At 69.7% G+C, this 17033-nt stretch carries 13 protein-coding genes and 5 pseudogenes; 9 read left to right on the top strand and 9 right to left on the bottom strand.

Going from position 1 to position 17033, the window contains the following annotated elements:
• Positions 1-107: 107 nt before the first annotated feature.
• Positions 108-251 carry a GMC oxidoreductase gene (locus ACWD10_RS08240; protein ID WP_451088244.1) on the bottom strand — a complete coding sequence of 48 codons (144 nt, stop codon included), beginning with the start codon at positions 249-251 and terminating at the stop codon, positions 108-110.
• Here ACWD10_RS08240 and ACWD10_RS08245 point away from each other — a divergent pair.
• Positions 250-567, top strand: a complete 318-nt coding sequence (locus tag ACWD10_RS08245) for a hypothetical protein (RefSeq protein ID WP_451088246.1) — start codon at positions 250-252, stop codon at positions 565-567. The genes ACWD10_RS08240 and ACWD10_RS08245 overlap by 2 nt on opposite strands.
• 268 nt (positions 568-835) lie before the next feature.
• Here the strand turns inward: ACWD10_RS08245 and ACWD10_RS08250 are convergent, their stop codons facing one another.
• The gene (locus ACWD10_RS08250; RefSeq protein WP_451088248.1) at positions 836-1123 is read right to left on the bottom strand and encodes an antibiotic biosynthesis monooxygenase; all 288 of its coding nucleotides are present in this window, start codon (positions 1121-1123) and stop codon (positions 836-838) included.
• Between the two features lie 105 nt (positions 1124-1228).
• On the opposite strand from ACWD10_RS08250, the gene ACWD10_RS08255 reads away from it, so the two are divergent.
• Complete coding sequence (locus tag ACWD10_RS08255) at positions 1229-1801, top strand: TetR/AcrR family transcriptional regulator (RefSeq protein ID WP_451088250.1); 573 nt, start codon at positions 1229-1231, stop codon at positions 1799-1801.
• A 182-nt stretch (positions 1802-1983) separates the two neighbouring features.
• Positions 1984-2214, top strand: coding sequence for a hypothetical protein (locus ACWD10_RS08260; RefSeq protein ID WP_451088252.1), 231 nt, complete (start codon positions 1984-1986; stop codon positions 2212-2214).
• 754 nt (positions 2215-2968) lie between these two features.
• Here ACWD10_RS08260 and ACWD10_RS08265 read toward each other — a convergent pair.
• The gene (locus ACWD10_RS08265) at positions 2969-3181 is read right to left on the bottom strand and encodes a hypothetical protein (protein WP_451088254.1); all 213 of its coding nucleotides are present in this window, start codon (positions 3179-3181) and stop codon (positions 2969-2971) included.
• Positions 3182-4100: 919 nt separating this feature from the next.
• Positions 4101-4346 (bottom strand): annotated as a pseudogene (locus tag ACWD10_RS08270) (NUDIX domain-containing protein); the annotation flags it as partial.
• A gap of 98 nt (positions 4347-4444) precedes the next feature.
• Between ACWD10_RS08270 and ACWD10_RS08275 the strand changes: the two are divergent.
• Positions 4445-6880, top strand: a complete 2436-nt coding sequence (locus ACWD10_RS08275; protein ID WP_451088255.1) for a SpoIIE family protein phosphatase — start codon at positions 4445-4447, stop codon at positions 6878-6880.
• Positions 6881-7072: 192 nt separating this feature from the next.
• On the opposite strand, the pseudogene ACWD10_RS08280 reads toward ACWD10_RS08275, so the two are convergent.
• Positions 7073-7354, bottom strand: a pseudogene (locus ACWD10_RS08280) (ISAzo13-like element transposase-related protein); the annotation flags it as partial.
• Between the two features lie 274 nt (positions 7355-7628).
• Here ACWD10_RS08280 and ACWD10_RS08285 point away from each other — a divergent pair.
• The 4 genes and pseudogenes from ACWD10_RS08285 to ACWD10_RS08300 form a co-directional block, all read left to right on the top strand.
• Positions 7629-7730: pseudogene (locus ACWD10_RS08285) on the top strand (hypothetical protein); the annotation flags it as partial.
• Between the two features lie 682 nt (positions 7731-8412).
• Positions 8413-9399, top strand: coding sequence for a polyprenyl synthetase family protein (locus tag ACWD10_RS08290; RefSeq protein ID WP_451088257.1), 987 nt, complete (start codon positions 8413-8415; stop codon positions 9397-9399).
• A gap of 37 nt (positions 9400-9436) precedes the next feature.
• Positions 9437-10510: a terpene synthase family protein gene (locus ACWD10_RS08295; RefSeq protein WP_451088259.1), complete on the top strand. Its 1074-nt coding sequence runs from the start codon at positions 9437-9439 to the stop codon at positions 10508-10510.
• 17 nt (positions 10511-10527) lie between these two features.
• On the top strand, positions 10528-11847 hold the full coding sequence (locus ACWD10_RS08300) for a cytochrome P450 (protein WP_451088261.1): 1320 nt from the start codon (positions 10528-10530) through the stop codon (positions 11845-11847).
• A gap of 338 nt (positions 11848-12185) precedes the next feature.
• Here ACWD10_RS08300 and ACWD10_RS08305 read toward each other — a convergent pair whose 3' ends face one another.
• Entirely contained in the window at positions 12186-12575 is a 390-nt protein-coding gene (locus tag ACWD10_RS08305) for an LppU/SCO3897 family protein (protein ID WP_451088263.1), read from the bottom strand.
• A 163-nt stretch (positions 12576-12738) separates the two neighbouring features.
• Positions 12739-13684: pseudogene (locus tag ACWD10_RS08310) on the bottom strand (transposase).
• 519 nt (positions 13685-14203) lie between these two features.
• On the opposite strand from ACWD10_RS08310, the pseudogene ACWD10_RS08315 reads away from it, so the two are divergent.
• Positions 14204-14415 (top strand): annotated as a pseudogene (locus tag ACWD10_RS08315) (IS110 family transposase); the annotation flags it as partial.
• A gap of 117 nt (positions 14416-14532) precedes the next feature.
• Here ACWD10_RS08315 and ACWD10_RS08320 read toward each other — a convergent pair.
• Together ACWD10_RS08320 and ACWD10_RS08325 are read right to left on the bottom strand one after the other, a co-directional pair.
• Positions 14533-15876, bottom strand: coding sequence for an FAD-dependent oxidoreductase (locus tag ACWD10_RS08320; protein ID WP_451088265.1), 1344 nt, complete (start codon positions 15874-15876; stop codon positions 14533-14535).
• 311 nt (positions 15877-16187) lie between these two features.
• On the bottom strand, positions 16188-16664 hold the full coding sequence (locus ACWD10_RS08325) for a hypothetical protein (protein ID WP_451088267.1): 477 nt from the start codon (positions 16662-16664) through the stop codon (positions 16188-16190).
• Between the last annotated feature and the right edge of the window lie 369 nt (positions 16665-17033).

The raw sequence follows: 17033 nt of genomic DNA on the forward strand, positions 1-17033 counted from the left end.
CGCGTCGCTACCGCCAGGTCGCGGCCGGCCCACGCGGCCTCACCGCGGGCCAGGTCGTCGACGGCCCGGGCGATCGCCGGACCTGGTCGGACGCCAGGGGGATCCGGTCATCGCGTGGCTCCCTTGGGGAGGTCGGCCGCCTTCTCCGCGGCCATGATCGTGGGTGCGTTGGTGTTGCCGCGCGGCACCGTCGGGAACACCGAGGTGTCGACGACCCGCAGGCTCGGCACGTCGTACACGCGTACCAGCATGTTCGAAGGCGTCCTTGCCGGTCTGCTGCTCGCGGTCGCCAAGACCGCATGGGAGACCTCGTATGTCCAGGTGGACGTCGACCGGAGCGGCCACAGGTCAGCACCGCTGCGCGTGGTCGTCTCGGGCAACGCCACCTTCCTACGGCTGCCCCGGATCCTGGACACCCTGGAAGCGCTGCCGAAGGACCGGCACATCGAGCTGGACCTGGTCGACCTCCGCCACCTGGACCACGCGTGCCATACGGCGCTGATGACCTGGGCGGACCGGCACAACAGCAAGGAGGGGGCCACCCGTGTGCTGATGCCCACCGGCTGACCCACCGTCAGGTCGGGCTGCCGGACGGCGTGTCCGCGCCCCCGCCCTGCCCATCGCCTCCCCGCGGCCCCGTGGTGCGGTGCCTCTCGGCCCACCGCGCCACGGGGCGGCCATCGCCGACCGGCTGACCTTCAACGGCGCCGGAGGCACAGGCTGTGCCCGGGGGAGAGACGACGGCCGCTGAGTGAGGAACTCGCCCGCCAGCCGCGTCCGGTCAGCACTCCTAAGCGGATGCGGCGAAGTCGAGTGCTGACCCTTCGCGGCGTTCCTACCGCGACACAAGGAAGTGGACCTCGCGGGGCCTGACCTCCAGGTCGCTCAGGCCGTCGGGCGTCGCGTCCATCTCGCGGGCAAGGTCGGCCGTCGCCCGGAATGCCTCCTCGGACTCGAACGCGCCGGTGGTGACGACGGCGTCGCCGGCTGGGGTGACCCAGACCCCGACGGACAGGAAGCCTGACTGCTGCCGCATCGCCTCGGCGACCTGGTGGCACTTGGCGACGAACTCGTCGACGTGCTCAGGGGCCGGGTAGTGGAAGGCAACGAAACCGAATGACATGACGGTGTCCCCTCTGGGTTATACGGTCACGTACAACGCGAGGCTAGAACGTTATACGGCTCCGTACAACAGGTCGGACGGTCGGACAGGGTGAGGTGGGCCACGATGGGCGCATTGCGCACACCGCGCGAGAGGTGGGTGGAGGAGGGACTGCGGATGCTGGCCGCGGGCGGTGTGGACGCGGTGCGGGTCGAGGCGCTCGCCAAGGCGTTGGGGGTGACCAAGGGCGGCTTCTACGGGTACTTCGCCGACCGCGACGCGCTGCTGGCCGAGATGCTGGACACCTGGGAGCGCGAGAGCGTGGACGACGTGATCGACCAGGTCGATCGGGAGGGCGGCGATGCGCGGGACAAGGTCCGCATGGCTGGGCGGCTCACCTTCTCCAGCGACCGCCTGCTGCCCATCGATCTGGCCATCCGCGACTGGGCCCGCCGCGACCACGCCGTCGCCGAGCGCCTGCGCCGCGTGGACAACAAGCGCATGCAGTTGGCGCGCGACGCAATCGGCACCTTCTGCGATGACCCTGACGAGATCGAGGCCCGCGCCCTGCTTGCCTTCTGCACGGCCATCGGCAGCCACTTCCTCGCCGCCGACCACCCCGGCACCACCCGCGCCCCGGTCATCGCCCGCGCCGCCAACATCATCCTCGGCCTCCCGCATGGCAAACCAGGCGGATGACCACCTCCCAGGAAGTGCGCTGCTGATCCACGCTGTTCGGCCTGGTCGAGGGCTCGGACCCCGAGAAGGATCAGAACTTGAGTGCGCCATACCCGCTTCGTCGCTCGCGTGGCCGAAGTTGTCCCGGTCGGGAGCGTCCGCTGGACGGGCAGAACGATGTGAACGGGGGAGTGGCCGATGGAATGCCGAACTGGTGGCGGCATGCTGAGCCGATTCAGGATCCGCAGCCCAAGCCGTACGACGCGGGCCTGGAGATGACGCTCGACGGCGCTCAAGTGCTCTGCCTGGGCCGCGACTTGGTCGTCAACGTCGCCCAGAGCAACCACGAACAGGGACTCGACTGGCTTCAGCGGCACCTCGGCCACGACTGCCGCGTCCACCGGGTGTGCGCGCATGGCGGACAACCACATTGACTCGATGGTGCTCGCCTGCGACCTGGCGTGTTCCACGCCCGGCACGCGGGCATCCGGGACCTGATGCCCGAGCCGCTGCGCTCCTGGCGGTACATCGTGCCGCCCGAGTCCGACCCTGGACCTTCCCCGTCCACCACGACGAGGACCTGGTTCTCACCAGCCCCTACATCGACCTCGACGTCCTCTCGGCCGACGAGCACACGGTCCTGGTCAACGCACAGTGCACCGGACTGATCAAGACCCTGGAGGCCGATGCTGGACGCGGCCGGCCCCGAGTCCGGCGCCCTCACGAAGGTGGCGGCCGCTCGCGGCCACGCCGTCCACCTCGCGACCACCCCTGGCCGAATACGCTGCCTACAGCTCCGAGTTGACGGGGCTGCTGGCCGGGCGGGTGCGCACCGATCTCGCCCAGCCCGAACAGGCGGTAGAGGAGATCGCCGCCTGAGATCGCCGCCTACGCGCGCCGTCGCGGTGTTGGCGCCGTGCTCACCGTCAACAGCGTGGCAGCCGACTCGGCCGAAGCCGCTGCGGCCGCCGAGACCGTCCGCGGGGTGGGTGAACCGTACGATCGGCAGGCGCGACCCGCGCGTCCTCGTGCAGGCGTACGTCGCTGGCATCGAGTACAGCGTCGAATCCATGACGCAGGAGGGCGTTACCACGCATCTCGCCGTCACCGAGACGCGCGTCACCCGCGGTGTCCACCGCGTGGAGGCGGATGCGGCGATCCGGGCAGTCGGCCATCCGCCACGGCGCCTCACACACGGAGGTCATCGTCGACGCCGCCGGGCGGTGCACGGTCATCGAGATCGCTGCCCGGCTCGGCGCCGGGCAGGTCGGGCTCCTCAGCCAACACGCCCTGGGCATCGACGTCTTCGCGACCCTGCTCGACGTTGCCCTCGGCCACGTGACCGTGCCGCCGAGGTTGGTTCTTCATCAGTCCCCGCAGCAGGCGGCTGACGTCGGTCACCGGGCTCCCGCAGACGGGGGGCCGGGGGTGTCGTTCGTCCGCTGGCGGGCGCCGCTCGGCGGCCTGGTCCATGCCGCGGGGGTCGGTGCTCACCGGCCGGGCTACTCTGTGGTGACCGGCATGGACACGGTCGAGTTCGAGGAGCGGGCCGACGCGCTGTGGCGGCAGGTCCGCATCCATGGTGAACCGACCCACGAGACCGGTCCCGCTCACGTCGGGTCGGCGAGCACCGCGCTCATCGTGATCACTGCCTGGCTCCACAAGTCGTATGACCGGCCGTTGACGGGCCCGAAGTGCGGGCCTTTCACCGCGTGTACAGCCCTGGCGACAGTGCCCAGCTGTCCGCAGAATGCGGGCCAGGCCGTGGGGGATGGTCACGCAGGTGCTCGGGGGCAGGGACGCCGTCCAGGAGGCTTTGGCGATACACGTTGTTGTACATGCCCGAGTCCAACTCGACAGCAGAGGTGACCTGCACACCGCTGCCGAAGACGCGGCGACAAACCGCTTCGATACCCTGAGCGCACCGACTGCTGGAACGCCCCGGCGGGCGCTCGACGGGCCGGAAAACCATGCGGCTTCTTGGTGTGTGACGCGGCGGTGGTCGACGGCCAACCACGATGTCGGCGAGCGCCAGGACGTCGGGCAGTTCCAGGCCGACGAACCCCGTCAGGCGAGGGCCAGACGGAACGTACATAGGGCGAACCTTGCGGACCCAGGCCACCGGCTGGGTGCCGCCGCATCACTGGTCCGGTTCGCGCAGGGCGCTCAGTGGGAGTGGCCTGCGCCTCCGGCGCTGCGGTCGCGGAGGATGCTGACGTACCCGGCCCGTAGATCCAGCGGTTCGCCGTACAAGTTCGCGGTACAGGTTCGCGGTACGTGTTCGCCGTACGTGGAGGCGTCCCCGGAGGTCCGGGGGTCGCTGCTCCCGGTGGAGCTCAGCGGTGTTCGGCAGGCCGGTCTCCTCAGCGAGTTCACGCCCGGCGGCGCTCTCCGCGGACTCCTCGGGGAGCAGGAATCCGCCGGGCAGCGCGCGGTGTCCGGCGTACGGCTCCTGCCCCCGCTCGGTGACGGCGAGCGGCTCGAAGGCGTACTTTGAAGAGTCGGGTTCCGGGAGGGTGCGCCGTGCAGGGCTACGACAACCTACGGCGAGCCGGCCGCTGAAGATCCGGAAGGCACGACCTAGCGGCTGCCCAGGGCGGCTCGGAAGGCCATGCTGGAGGGCGGGAGTCGATCCGTCGCGCGGCGGAGCAAGGAATCCGGCATATGCCCAGACGAACACAGAGCGATACGGCGGGACCCGTGCCGGTCCACGGACAGGGGGCTGTCCGGTGGCCTCACGCTGCGGCCACGGTGGACACCGACGGAACCATCCTGACCTGCACTCCTGGAGCCGCACGGCTGCTCGGCCAGCCCCCGGACGGGCTGGTGGGCCACGCCGCGACCGAGTTCGTGGCCGTCGGTCTGCCTCCGTCCCTGCGGCGCAGCCTCGCCCAACACACCGAAGGAAGCGCACGCCTTGAGCTGCGCCACCGCGACGGCAGCGGTGTCGAGGCCGACGTCCAGGTGCTGCCCGCCTGCGGCGCGGACGGCAGGCGGGAGTGGATCGTCACGGCCACGAAGGTTCACGGCGACGCCACCGCCCTGCGGGAGTGGGCCTTCGACCAGCTGCCGATCCTGGTCGGCGTCTTCGGGCAGGACAACCGCCTGGTGACGGCGAACGCCGAGGCCCTGAGGATCATGGCCGTCCGGGAGGAGGACGTCCTGGGCCTGCGGCTGACCGAGATGCAGCCCGGACGCGGATACCAGCGGCTCGACCAGCTCATGGAGGGCGTACTGCGGTCAGGGCGTCCGGTGTGGGAGGAGGGACTCCTGCGGGCTCCCGGCGAGACACGGCGGCGGGCCTGGTCGAACTTCGTCTACCCGCTGAAGGATCCCACGGGCCGGGCGCGGGGCGTGGCCGTCGGGGCGTTCGACATCACCGCGCAGTACCGGGCCCGGCAGCGCCTGGTCGCCGCCAATGAAGTCGGGGTGCGCATCGGGACGACCTTGGACGTCGCCCGCACCGTCCAGGAGCTCGCCGACGTGGCCACGGGGCAATTCGCCGACTTCGTCGCCGTCGATCTCCTCGAACCGGTGCTCCAGGGCGACGAGCCGGAGCCGGGACCGTCCTCCGGCCGGGTGGCTGTCTCGCGCACCGCTCAGCAGTCCGTCGTCCCCGGCTGCCCCGAGTCGCCTCTCCGGCCAGGACAACCGGTCCACTACCCCGACAGCTCACCCATGGCCCACGCCCTGGCCTCGGGAAAGGCATCGCTGCACCGGTTGGATGACCCAGATCTCCAGCGCAGCCTTGACCCCGCACAGGTCCGCGCCCTGCGCCGGCTCGGCGCCCACTCCCTCCTCCTCGTGCCCCTGCGGGCCCGCGGCACCACCCTGGGCCTCGCCCACCTGGTACGGCACCGCAACCCGGAACCCTTCGACGCCGACGACCTGCTCCTCGCCGAGGACGTCGCCGCCCGCGCCGCCCTCTCCGTCGACAACGCCCGCCGCTACACCCGGGAACGGTCCACGGCCCTGGCCCTCCAGCGCAGCATGCTCCCGCTGCACACCCCCCGGCAGGCCGCCGTGGAGGCCGCCGCCCGTTATCTGCCGACGGGCTCCCGGGCCGGCGTCGGCGGCGACTGGTACGACGTCATCCCGCTGTCCGGCGCCCGCGTCGCCCTCGTCGTCGGCGACGTCGTCGGCCACGGCCTCCAGGCGTCCGCCACCATGGGCCGCCTGCGCACCGCCGTCCGCACGCTGGCCGACGTCGACATGCCGCCCGACGAGCTGCTCACCCACCTCGACGACCTCGTACTGCGCCTCGACCGCGAAGAAGGCCCACGAGCCGTCGACACCGGCGAACGCGAGAGCGGGGACATCGGTGCCACCTGCCTGTACGCCGTCTACGACCCGGCCTCCCGCCGCTGCACCCTCGCCCGCGCCGGCCATCCGGCCCCGGCCATCGTCCTGCCCGACGGCACCGTGGACTTCCCCGACCTCCCGGCAGGGCCCCCGCTCGGGCTTGGCGGCCTGCCCTTCGAGTCCGCCGAACTGGAACTACCCGAGGGCAGCCTGATCGCCCTCTACACCGACGGCCTCATCGAGTCCGCCGACCACGACGTCGGCCTCGGCCTGCGCCGCCTGAGCGCCGCCCTGACCAGCGCGCCTGCCTCACTCGAAGAGACCTGCGACCACGTGGTGAAGGCACTGCTCCCGGAAAGCCCCGAGGATGACATCGCCCTGCTCCTCGCCCGCACGCGAGCACTCGACTCCTCCCAGGTCGCCAGCTGGACGCTGCCCTCCGACCCGGCCGTCGCGGCCCAGGCACGGCAGTTGGCATCGGATCAGCTCGCCGTCTGGGGACTCGACGAGCTGGCCTACGTCACGGAACTCGTCGTCAGCGAACTCGTGACCAACGCTATCCGCTACGGCCGACCGCCGATCGTGCTCCGTCTCATCCACGGCACCGGCCTCATCTGCGAGGTCTCCGACGCCAGCAGCACCTCCCCCCACCTGCGCCGGGCCCGCGTCTTCGACGAGGGCGGACGCGGCCTGCTCCTCGTTGCACAACTCACCGACCGCTGGGGCACCCGCCACACCACCGGCGGGAAGACGATCTGGGCGGAGCAGCGCCTCCCGGCGAGCGAGCCGGGCGGGTAGCCGGGGATGCGGTGGGCGTTGGGCACGGGCGGGCATCGGCCGCCCTTCTGGAGTTCCAGGACGCCTCGGACGTTGTGTTCGCTGCCGTCGGACAGAACGCGTGCCCGTGCCTCAGGCCGAGTCAGCGCGCCGGTCATCACCACCTGGAAGGCCGGCATCCCGCGGCTGGCAGTCACGTCTGGCAATCACGTCGTCCAGCTCGGCCTCGACCCGCAGTCCGGTTCGGGTCCGCGTCGCGGTGATGGTTCTTGACGACCACTCTGTAGCTGGTCAGCGGGCGGCCGCGCCAGTTCATGGCGATGGGGGAGAGCAGCGGTGCTCGACCTTGTTCCACTTCGATGTGCCGGGAGGAGAGTGACACACCGTGATCGCCAAGCCCGTTTTGGCGGCGAAGGCGGCCAGTTCCGACTTCCAGGCCCGGTAGCGGTAGCTGTTCGAGCCGCCCTCGTCCGCGGTGATCAGCAGGCGGGGCGCGGAGTCGCTCGACACGCCCAACCGTGCCCGTCCGTCGTGCCGTTGTTGCTGCTGCTTCTGTGGCGGCTATCGCTCTCCCTCTGCTGAGCCCCACTGCTGCCGCCGTCTCCCTCCTCTCCCAGAGCTCCGGCATCGCATCGGACCCCACTCGATCCGGTACCGAGCCGTCCGCCAGGGAATCGGTCGCCACCGACAGCGACGGCGCGCCCTCCGGCGTCAGCTCCTACCCACCCGGGCCGATGATGGCTGCAAGGAGGGCACCTGCCATCAGTTGATGATCGCGGCCGCCCGCCCCGCCCCCGCGGTCGCCACGCAGGCAGTACTGACAGTTGTGGAACCGCAGTCTTCCGGGCTCGGTGGTGGCTCACTGCTCACCTACTACGACGCAGTCCTCGCCGATGCCGGCTACCAGGGCATGGGCGCAGAGACCGGCGGACGAGTGGTGACACCGCCCCACCGCAAGTTCAAGAAGAACGCTCCTGCCTGGTACGAGGAGATGCACGAAAGCCCAGCGCAAGGCCCACTTCTCACGGCGCATCCGCGTCGAGCGCGGCATCGCCCACCTGAAGAACTGGCGATCCCTCGCCCGCCACCACGGACGCCGCGAGCACGTGAGCGACATCGTCCAAGCGGTCGCCGTACTCCTCTCACACCAGCAGACCCGCCACCCGTCCCAGCACTCCTCGAGCGTGAACAGTCGAGCGCAGCCACAACCCTCGACGCGTCACGGCCAACCGTGCACGAGGTCGCCAGCCGGTCGACGTGTGTCTTCGCAGGGGTGCGGTGCGCCGTGGTCGTGCGCTGGGGGCGCGCGCCCGTCAGTACGCCTCGCGTACGGGTCCACCCCGCAGAGGCATGCGCTCGCTCTCCATGCTGCGAATGCGCCCCAACGGACCCGCATCCTTCCCCCGGGCCTTGGAGAGGAAGCAGGAAGAGATGAACGATGCCCTTCGCACCATCGTCGAAACGGCGGGCGTTGCGGCAGCAGAGCGGTGGGCGAAGTCATGGCCGAGCAAGGTCGTCCGCGATGGCCCAAGCCCACGAAGCGGGGAAGCGGCGTGGAACGAACGGCGGCCGATTTGGTGGCAGTCGGCATGGCGGAGGCAGTGGCCACCCTGCCTGCTCCGTTACGGGCGGTGGCCGAGCACCATCTGGGACTCGCAGCGGGGCAGGGCGGTCCGGCGGGGAGTGCGGGGCTCGGCAAGTGCGTGCGGGCGGCGCTGACTCTGGCGAGTGCGGTGGCCGGCGGTGGAAGGGAGGCCGATGCGGTGGCGGGCGCTGTCGCCGTGGAGTTGCTGCACAACTTCACCCTGCTGCACGACGACATCATGGACGGCGATCGCACGCGGCGGCATCGCACCTCGGCTTGGGTGGAGTTCGGCGTCCCGGCTGCACTACTGACGGGTGATGCGCTGCTGGTGCTGGCTCTGCGCGTGGTGACGGACCTGGGCATCCCGGCTGCCGGGGAGGCGGTCCAGCGGTCCCTGCAGGACCTGATGCATGGTCAAAGCGCAGACATGAGCTTCCAGCGACGCGGCGACGTTTCGTGGGACTCCTACCTGGAGATGGCATCGGACAAGTCCGGCTCGCTCACGTCCACCGCGTGCACCCTGGGCGCGACCCTCGCTCATGCCGCGCCCGAGGTGGTGGACGCACTGTGCCGTTTCGGGCGCCACCTGGGCGTAGCTTTCCAGTGCGTTGACGACGTGCTGGGCATCTGGGGCGACCCCGCCCGGACGGGCAAACCGGTCGGGACCGACCTGCTGGCGGGGAAGAAGACCCTGCCGGTCCTCGCCGCCCTGGCCGCCGGCGGGGCACCGGCCCGGCAGGTCGACCGCCTGTACCGGGACGGCGGAATCGGCACCGGGCTTCTGCGGGAGATGACGGACGTGATCGAGCAGGCTGGCGGACGAGCCGCCGCCGAGGCCGAAGCCAGACGGCAGATTGATCTGGCGCAGCACTGCCTGGAGCGTGAGGACATCGCGTCGCCGGGTCGCGCGGCCCTGAGAGCCCTGGCCGCCGAGGTGATCCACCGCGACCACTGACACGTGACGAGCTCAACCCTGGACGAGACGAGGTCGTATGAGCGCCGACACGCTGCTGACGGTCCCACCGTTTTACTGCCCCATCCCGCCGGTGAACCGGCCGGACGCCGAGGATGTCGAGCACAGGGCCCTGAAGTGGATCACCGACATGGGCGCGTACACGGACCGCCGGCGGCTGGACGCGCTCGCAGCCGCCCAGGCGGGCATCGTCATCCCGCAGGCGATGCCCCACGCCCTGCCCGACCGTGTCCAGATCGCCGCTGACTTCATGTACTGGGGATTCACCTTCGACGACTGCCACTTCGAAGAAGGCCCCTTGGGCGACCGCCCCGAGGAGGCGATCGAGTACCTGGGCAGGATGAGCCGCGTGGCACAGGCTCCCTCGGCGGCGCTGCTTCCCGACGATCCTTGGGCCCGCGCCCTGCGCGACCTGCGCCGACGCGTCGACGCCTGCGCGACGCACGAACAGTCCCAGCGGTGGGCCGCCGGCATCCAGCGCCTGCTGTCCGGCCTGGCCTGGGAGACCCGCTACCGGGGCCGGGGCATCTGCCCGGACCTCGACACATACCTGATGATCCGCCTCGGCAGCATCGGCATGGAGCCGCTGACCGCGCTCAACGACCTCGCCGACGGTTACCTCCTGCCCGCCCGTACCTACCACGCGCCGGTGGTACGGGCCCTCACCGAGATGTGCTGGACCCTGATCATCTGCGACAACGATCTGTACTCGTACAACAAGGAGGCCGTCCGCCGACCGAACGAGCTCAACTACCTCAACTGCCTCGCGAAGGAGCACCACATCACCCCACAGCAGGCACTGCCGCGGGCAGTGGCCCTGCGCGACAGCATCATGAGCCTCTTCCTCCGGGTGAGAGAGCGGGCGTACGACGACGCGAGCCCGGAGCTGCACCGCTATCTCACGAGCCTGGGGCAGTGGCTGCGCGCCAATCTCGACTGGGCTCTGGGCAGCCGTCGTTACCGCCCGGACCCCGGCGCGCCCCGCTACACCGACCAGGCCACCGACACCGGCGAAGTCCCCGTACCCCTGGCCTCGATCGCCTGGTGGTGGCAGCTCGAAGGCGTCCGCCCGGCTCCGGGGGACGTCGTATGAGGAGTACGCTCACCGCGGTGCCCGTCGCCCCTGGGTGTCTACCCGTGGCCGGGCACTTGCCGCGCCTGCTGCACCGCCCCCTGGATTTCCTGTGCTCGTTGCGCGAGGCCGGGCCGCTTGTCCGGATCGACCTGGGCGGATGGCCGGTCTGCCTGGCCACCAGCCCGCAGGCCGCGCACGACGTCTTCGTCACCCATGGCCGGCACTTCGACAAGGGTCGGCTCTTCGACCGGCTCCGCCCCGTCCTCGGGAACGGCCTGATCACCTCCAACGGCGTGCTGCACGCCCGACAGCGCAAACTGATCCAGCCCGCCTTCCACCACCGCCGACTGGTCGGCTACACACGCACCATGGCGCGCCAAAGTGAGACGTTCACCAGCTCCCTGCGCTTCGGCGACCGCATCCTGTTGAACGAGGCTCTGCTGGACCTCACCTTCGCCACCGCCGCCGAGGTGATGTTCTCCTCCCGCCCCACAGCGGACACCCCGATCGCCCGGGCGATGGCCCACGTCAACGCTGGCATCCTCACGCAGGCGATCCTGCCCGGGCCCCTGTCCCGCCTGCCCCTGCCAGTCAACCGCCGATACCACCAGGCCGTCCGGCACCTTCACCGTGCCATCGATCAGACGGTCAACCGCTACCGCACCGATGGCACCGGACACGACGACCTTCTCTTCGCCCTCACCACCGCCTGTGACGACAGCGGTCGGCCCATGCCTGACGCCCAGATACGCGACGAAGTTGTCAACCTGGTGCTCGCCGGATCGGAAACCACGGCCACCGTGCTGTCCTGGGCGTTCCACCACATTGGCCAACATCCTGAGATCGAACGACGGCTCACCGAGGAGATCGCCACCGTGCTCGGCGACCGCCCCGTTGAGCATGTGGATATCGCCAACCTCGTCTACACCCGACGGGTGCTCCAGGAGACCGCCCGTCTGTACCCGCTGGCCGTCGTTATGCGCCGCAGCAACACCCCCACCACGATCACCGGCATCCCTGTCCCTGAAGGCACTGAGATCATCATCAGCGCCTACGCCATCCACCGCGACCCCCGGCTCTACGCCGAGCCGCTCACCTTCGACCCCGACCGGTGGGCCACTCGACCGGCAGCGTCCTTGCCCAAGGGCGCCTACATCCCCTTCAGCGAGGGCACCCGTAAGTGCATCGGCGACCACTTCGCCTGGATTTCCATGACCGTCGTCCTCGCCACGGTGCTGCGCCGTTGCCGCCTGGAGCCAGACCCGCACCACACGCCCCGTGAGCTCATCGGCGCGCATCCGCACGTCGACCGCCTCCCTATGACGGTCCGACGGCCCAGAACCTCGTGGCTATGACCGGTGACCGTTACCGCTCACGGTGCGTGCAGCTCTCCGCCGATCGGTGTACAGGCCCGCGGACTGCCGACGCCGGAGGAGCTGGAGGACTTCGGGACCGATGTGCTGGCGGGGTTCGTCCTGGCCCGCGCGTCCGCAGGCCTGACCGATAGGACGGATCCAGGGCGACGTCGCCGATGTGCTGACCGGCCCGCCGAGGGCACCGCTGCGATTCGTCCTTCGGCGGCGGAGTTGGAGAGTCTGCTGGCCTGAGCGCGGTGGCGGCCGGAAAGCGGTCCGGCCGTCACCCGACGGTGCGGGTGACGGCCGAAAGGCGGGCCCAGATCAGGCCGGCGGCGTCAGAGCTTGGTGTAGCACTGGGTGTAGTCGCCGCCCCGGCTGCTGCTGTACTGGATGCCGTAGTCGTAGGGCGCGCCGCACTTCTTGTCGGGGCCGTAGAGCATTTCGCCCGCCTTGAACTGGGCGTCGGGGGAGCCGCAGTCGACCTTCGTGGGGGCCGGGTTGTCGCCGTAGGCGTCTTTGACCTTGACGCAGTCGCCGCGGTTGATGGCCTTCTTCTCTTCTTCCTTGAGCCGCGCGGCTTCCGCGGCCTCTTCCTTGGCCTTACCGCCGTTGGGATTGGTGTTGTAGTCCCAGACGTACCAGGCGACGCCGCCGAAGATCGCAACGACGATGAGGACGCTGAGCAGCGAGTGCAGCGGGCTCCTCCGCTGCTGCTGTGCGGACATGACTGAGTTCCCCCATGGGCTACTGCATGATGATGGAAGGTCAACCTGCTGTTGACCGGGGCAGGTTACCTTCCGGGGGCCGCTTGGCGTTCACCAGGGCCAGGTAATCGACAAGACGCTACCTAGGACGTTGCTGACGAGTCGCCGCCGCGCATGCTCCGGATCAGGCCGCCGATGGGTTCGCCGATCCGCTGCTCGAAAGAACTGGTTGTGCGGGGATCTGCCGCTGCTGCGGGCCCGGTGTGTCGGTGAAGAGTTCGGCCATGGAGCCCTCGGAGAGATAGCGCCGGTCGAAGACCTGCCATTCGTCGTGGAGTTCGGCCAGGACCGCGGCGGCGAGCCGGTCAAGGGCGACGGGGTTGGGAAAGACCTGCACGACGTCGGCCCGACGTTTGATCTCCCGGTTCAACCGCTCCAGCGGGTTCGTTGACCAGATGTTCTTCCAGTGCGCCGACGGGAAGTCCGCGAACGCTGTGATGTCCCCGGCCGACTCCAACAGCATCGTCTTGACCTGCGGGAACTGCCGTCCGAGCATGTCCGCCACGACGTCCAGTTGGCTGCGGACCTGCTCAGCGGTGGTCTGCGCGAAGATGGTGCGGATCGTCGCCGCGACCATCTCCGCCGACTCCTTCTCGATCACCGAGAAGACGTCTCGGACGAAGTGAACGCGGCACCTCTGCCAGGGCGAGCCGGGGAAGCGACACCTCAGACTTCGAGATCCCCGAGTCCGCACCCAACGCTTTGACCAGGTCATCGACCGAGCGCGTCGAGACGCCGTGCACGTATGCCTCCATCACCACGGCGAACAGGGCCCGGTCGATGCGGCGTCGGCGTTCCAGCAGCGAGGGGAAGAACGACCCGGTCCGCACCTTGGGAATCTTCAGGTCCAGGTCGCCGACCTGGCTGGTCAGCAGCTTCTCGCGGTGTCCGTTGCGCCAGGTGGTGCGCTCGCTCGAGTGCTCACGCGGGGCGGCCCCAATGGCTTCGGTTGCTTCGGCCTCGACTAGTTCTTGCAGGATGCGCTCGCACAGCACCCTGATGGACTCGACTCCGTCGGCCGTACGTAGTGACTTCAGCAGCCGCATCAGGTCAGACTGGGACAAGGCCATCGCGTCCTCCTCCGGTTGAACTGGCCGTTCACCAGGGCGACTTGCGCGATGGCCTGCCTCTGTTCAGGGAGCAGTCACCATCAGCGGGTGCACGCCCCGAGCGGACACCCGCGCGTTCCAGGGCCCTGACCGGCTACGCCACTCGGCGGGACACCATCAGGCCGCGCCGCGAATCGAGGAACTGCGCTCCCCCTTCACCACCCACGCCGCAGCGACGGACGGCTGGATCCACGACTTCCCCTCGTTCAAGTCGCTGCTGACCGACTGGGGCGACGTCGTTACGGAAGCCGAACGCCGCGGCTGGGGCATCATCGGCCTCCCCTGCTGATCCGGTCGCCACCGCCGCACCGGTCCCGCACGACGCCAGGCCGACCGGCACCACGAGCCCGGCGGGCCGCAGGACAACGCCCAGGGCACCCACGCACGGTTGCTCGCCGGAGATGTCAGTGTCACGCACTACGGTCGCCGGCATGAACACCCACGCCCTGCACGGCGCTCAACGGCCGACGCGTCAGCTTCCGGACGGGGTTCCGCGCCGACTGGGCCCACCAGTCGCTGCTGGTCGAGGATGCCCTCGGCAAGCAGATGCTTGCCCTCCTCGTCCAGCTGGAAGCTGCCTGCACCGCCGCCGACGACCTCGCGAAGGCGGTGGAAGAGGCGTTCCCTCAGCACCCGGACGCCGAGATCCTGCTGAGTTCCCCGGACTCGGCATCCAGCTCGCTGCCCGGATCTGCCTCGACCGCGCAGGCGTCAACCCGCGGCCGTCGAGCACTTCGCGGCACTCGGCGGGCAGGTGGGCGGCCCTTCGGCGGCGTTCGGGACCTGCGCCGAGTCCTGTTCCTCAGAGGTCAGTCCCGCAGCGTGAACGTTGTGGAGAGGACCTTGAGGGCCGCGGCGGGATGGAACAGTACGGCGGGGGAAGCCACCATGTTCACCACCCGCACGAACCTCGACCAAACGGCCGCGTCCTTCACCGCGATACGGAAGAGCCTCGTGTTGTACCAGTGCGCGAACCTTGCCCCAAGGGGCCGGCAGTCCGGATTCCACATCAGGTCCGAATTGGTGGAGAGCGTCCATGGGCCGAGCAGCAACCGACCCACCCGCTTCTGGTAACCGCCGGCCAGCCCGTCCAACTGCTTCCCGGACGCGCTGCGGCGCGCGAGCATCCGGTGCAGCAACTCCGCCTCCATCGCAGCCACGGTCAGACCCTGGCCGTAGACGGGATTGAAGACGCAGACCGCGTCCCCGACGGCAACCAGCCGGTCTGGCCAGCTCTTGACGGCGTGATAGGGACGCCACTGGTTGTCGACGTTGGTGTAGCGGTAGGTGGGCTCCTGGACCGTGCGGCGTCTGATCTGCTCGGCCAGGAGCGGGTTGTCCAGGCTCTCCGCGAACCGCAGGTAGCCCTTGTCATCGGTCGGTGGCTGGTCCTGGAAGCCGAACAGCGAGCACGTCCACCGGTTGCGCTCCACGGCCAGCAGGACCCCGGCCCGGGACACACGGGGAGCGAAGAGCATCTGGTACGCGACGTAGAAGTCCGGGTCGCTCTCCTCGGGACGGTCGAAGGTCATCGACGTGTAGGTGACCTTCGCCTTCACGGTCCGCTTCGGGGGGACCGTGACGCCGACCGCGCGCAGCCAGTCCTCCAGTGAGCTGGACCGTCCGGAGGCGTCGACGACCAGATCGGCGGCCAGGTCGATCGCTTCCTCGCCCTGCTTCTGGCACGTCACACCGGTCACCCGCCCCGAGGCGTCCCGGGTCAGGCCCGAGACTTGCGTGGCGGCCATCAGTGTGACCTCGGCAAGCGCAAGCACCTTGCGCCGCAGCCGACGCTCCAGCTCGTCGCGGGTGAATGTCTGGATCTGTACCCCCGTCCGTCCCCGGGGTGCCAGTCCGGTCGGCAGCAGGAAGTCGATCCCCTGCCCGTAGTCGAACACCGGCGCACCGGCTTCCCGCAGTTCCTCCCGCAGCCCCGGAAACAGCCGCTGCAGGATTTCGCCGCCCTTGGCCAGCATCGCGTGCGCGTGATAGCCCTGGGGTGCACCCGGATGGGTACCGGTGTCCTCGTCCATGGCACCCCGCTCCACGATGACAACTTCCGCGAAGAAGTCGGCAAGCACCCGCGCCGTCACCAGCCCCGCGTAACTCCCGCCGATGACAACGGCCTTGCCCCAAGGGCGGTTCGTCTTCATGTCGTCTCCCATGCTTGCCGGGACAGGGCGAATCACGGGGATCAACGACGGCACTGATCATTGCGACACGGCCGGTCAACTCGTCACCGGCGCGATCACCGGCCCCCAAAGCCCCACACCTGGTCTCAGGGGTCCGCTACTACTCTCGGAGATCGGGCGTTGGCTTCGCGTGGGTGCGAGGGCTGGTATCGAAACTTCGGTAAGAGCCGCTCGGGCGGCAACGAGGTCTTCTTCGCGTTCGGACGTCCGGCGTCACGCGGAGGCAGCAAGGGCTCCTGCTCCCGACCCCCAATGCAGAGCTGCCGGACCGTCTAGCGCCGGTGGCGCCAGTGCTGGTGGGCTTTCAGGACCTCGTAGCTCCACGCGGTGCGATGCTGCGCGGGAGTGCGTCCGGCGGAGAGCCCGAGCTGTTCGGCGATCGCGGGGAATCGGGGGTGCATCTGCCGGTCTCCGACGGTTACCAGGGCCGAGAGAAGAGGTTCGCCGCTGCGTCGTTCCTCGTCGACCAGCCACAGGATGACGCTCTGATCGTCGCGGTGCAGGCGAGGCAGGCCCGGCAGGTGCTTGCGGATCGCGGGCCAGCTCGTGGTGGCGCCGACGCGGGCGGTCTGCTCCAGCAGCGGCCGCACATCGCTCGCGATCTCCCACAGCTGTCCGGCTTCCAGCAGCGCCGGTTCCGACGTACGCGAGGGCCGCGGCCTGGGCGCCGTGGGCGAGTCCTGCGTGCGCTCCCGCTTCGCCGGTACGGGCGGCGTGGACGACTCGGGGCTGCTGGTCGAGGACCGCACCACCGCAGGGCGCGCGCGGAGCCGGTTCGGCAACCAGCCGCTTCCGGGGCGGGGGCACTGTAGGGGAGACCGACCTGGAGGTGCCTTCCGGCGCTGTCTGCGCCGCTTGGTGCCGCTCCTTGTCCCGCCATCGCCGCGAGGTGAGGATCTCCTTGAACTCCTGCAGACGGGCGCGCTGTTCCCGGGTCTCACTCGGCGGCGCCTGCGAGGCCTGCTGCCAGGCCATGGCGTACAGGTGGGCCGCCTTGGCCACCTCGTGCCTGTCGACGTGGCCATGGCGTACAGGTGGGCCGCCTTGGCCACCTCGTGCCTGTCGACGTGGCCATGGCGTACAGGTGGGCCGCCTTGGCCACCTCGTGCCTGTCTACG

The sequence above is a fragment of the Streptomyces sp. NPDC002851 genome, from assembly GCF_053591935.1.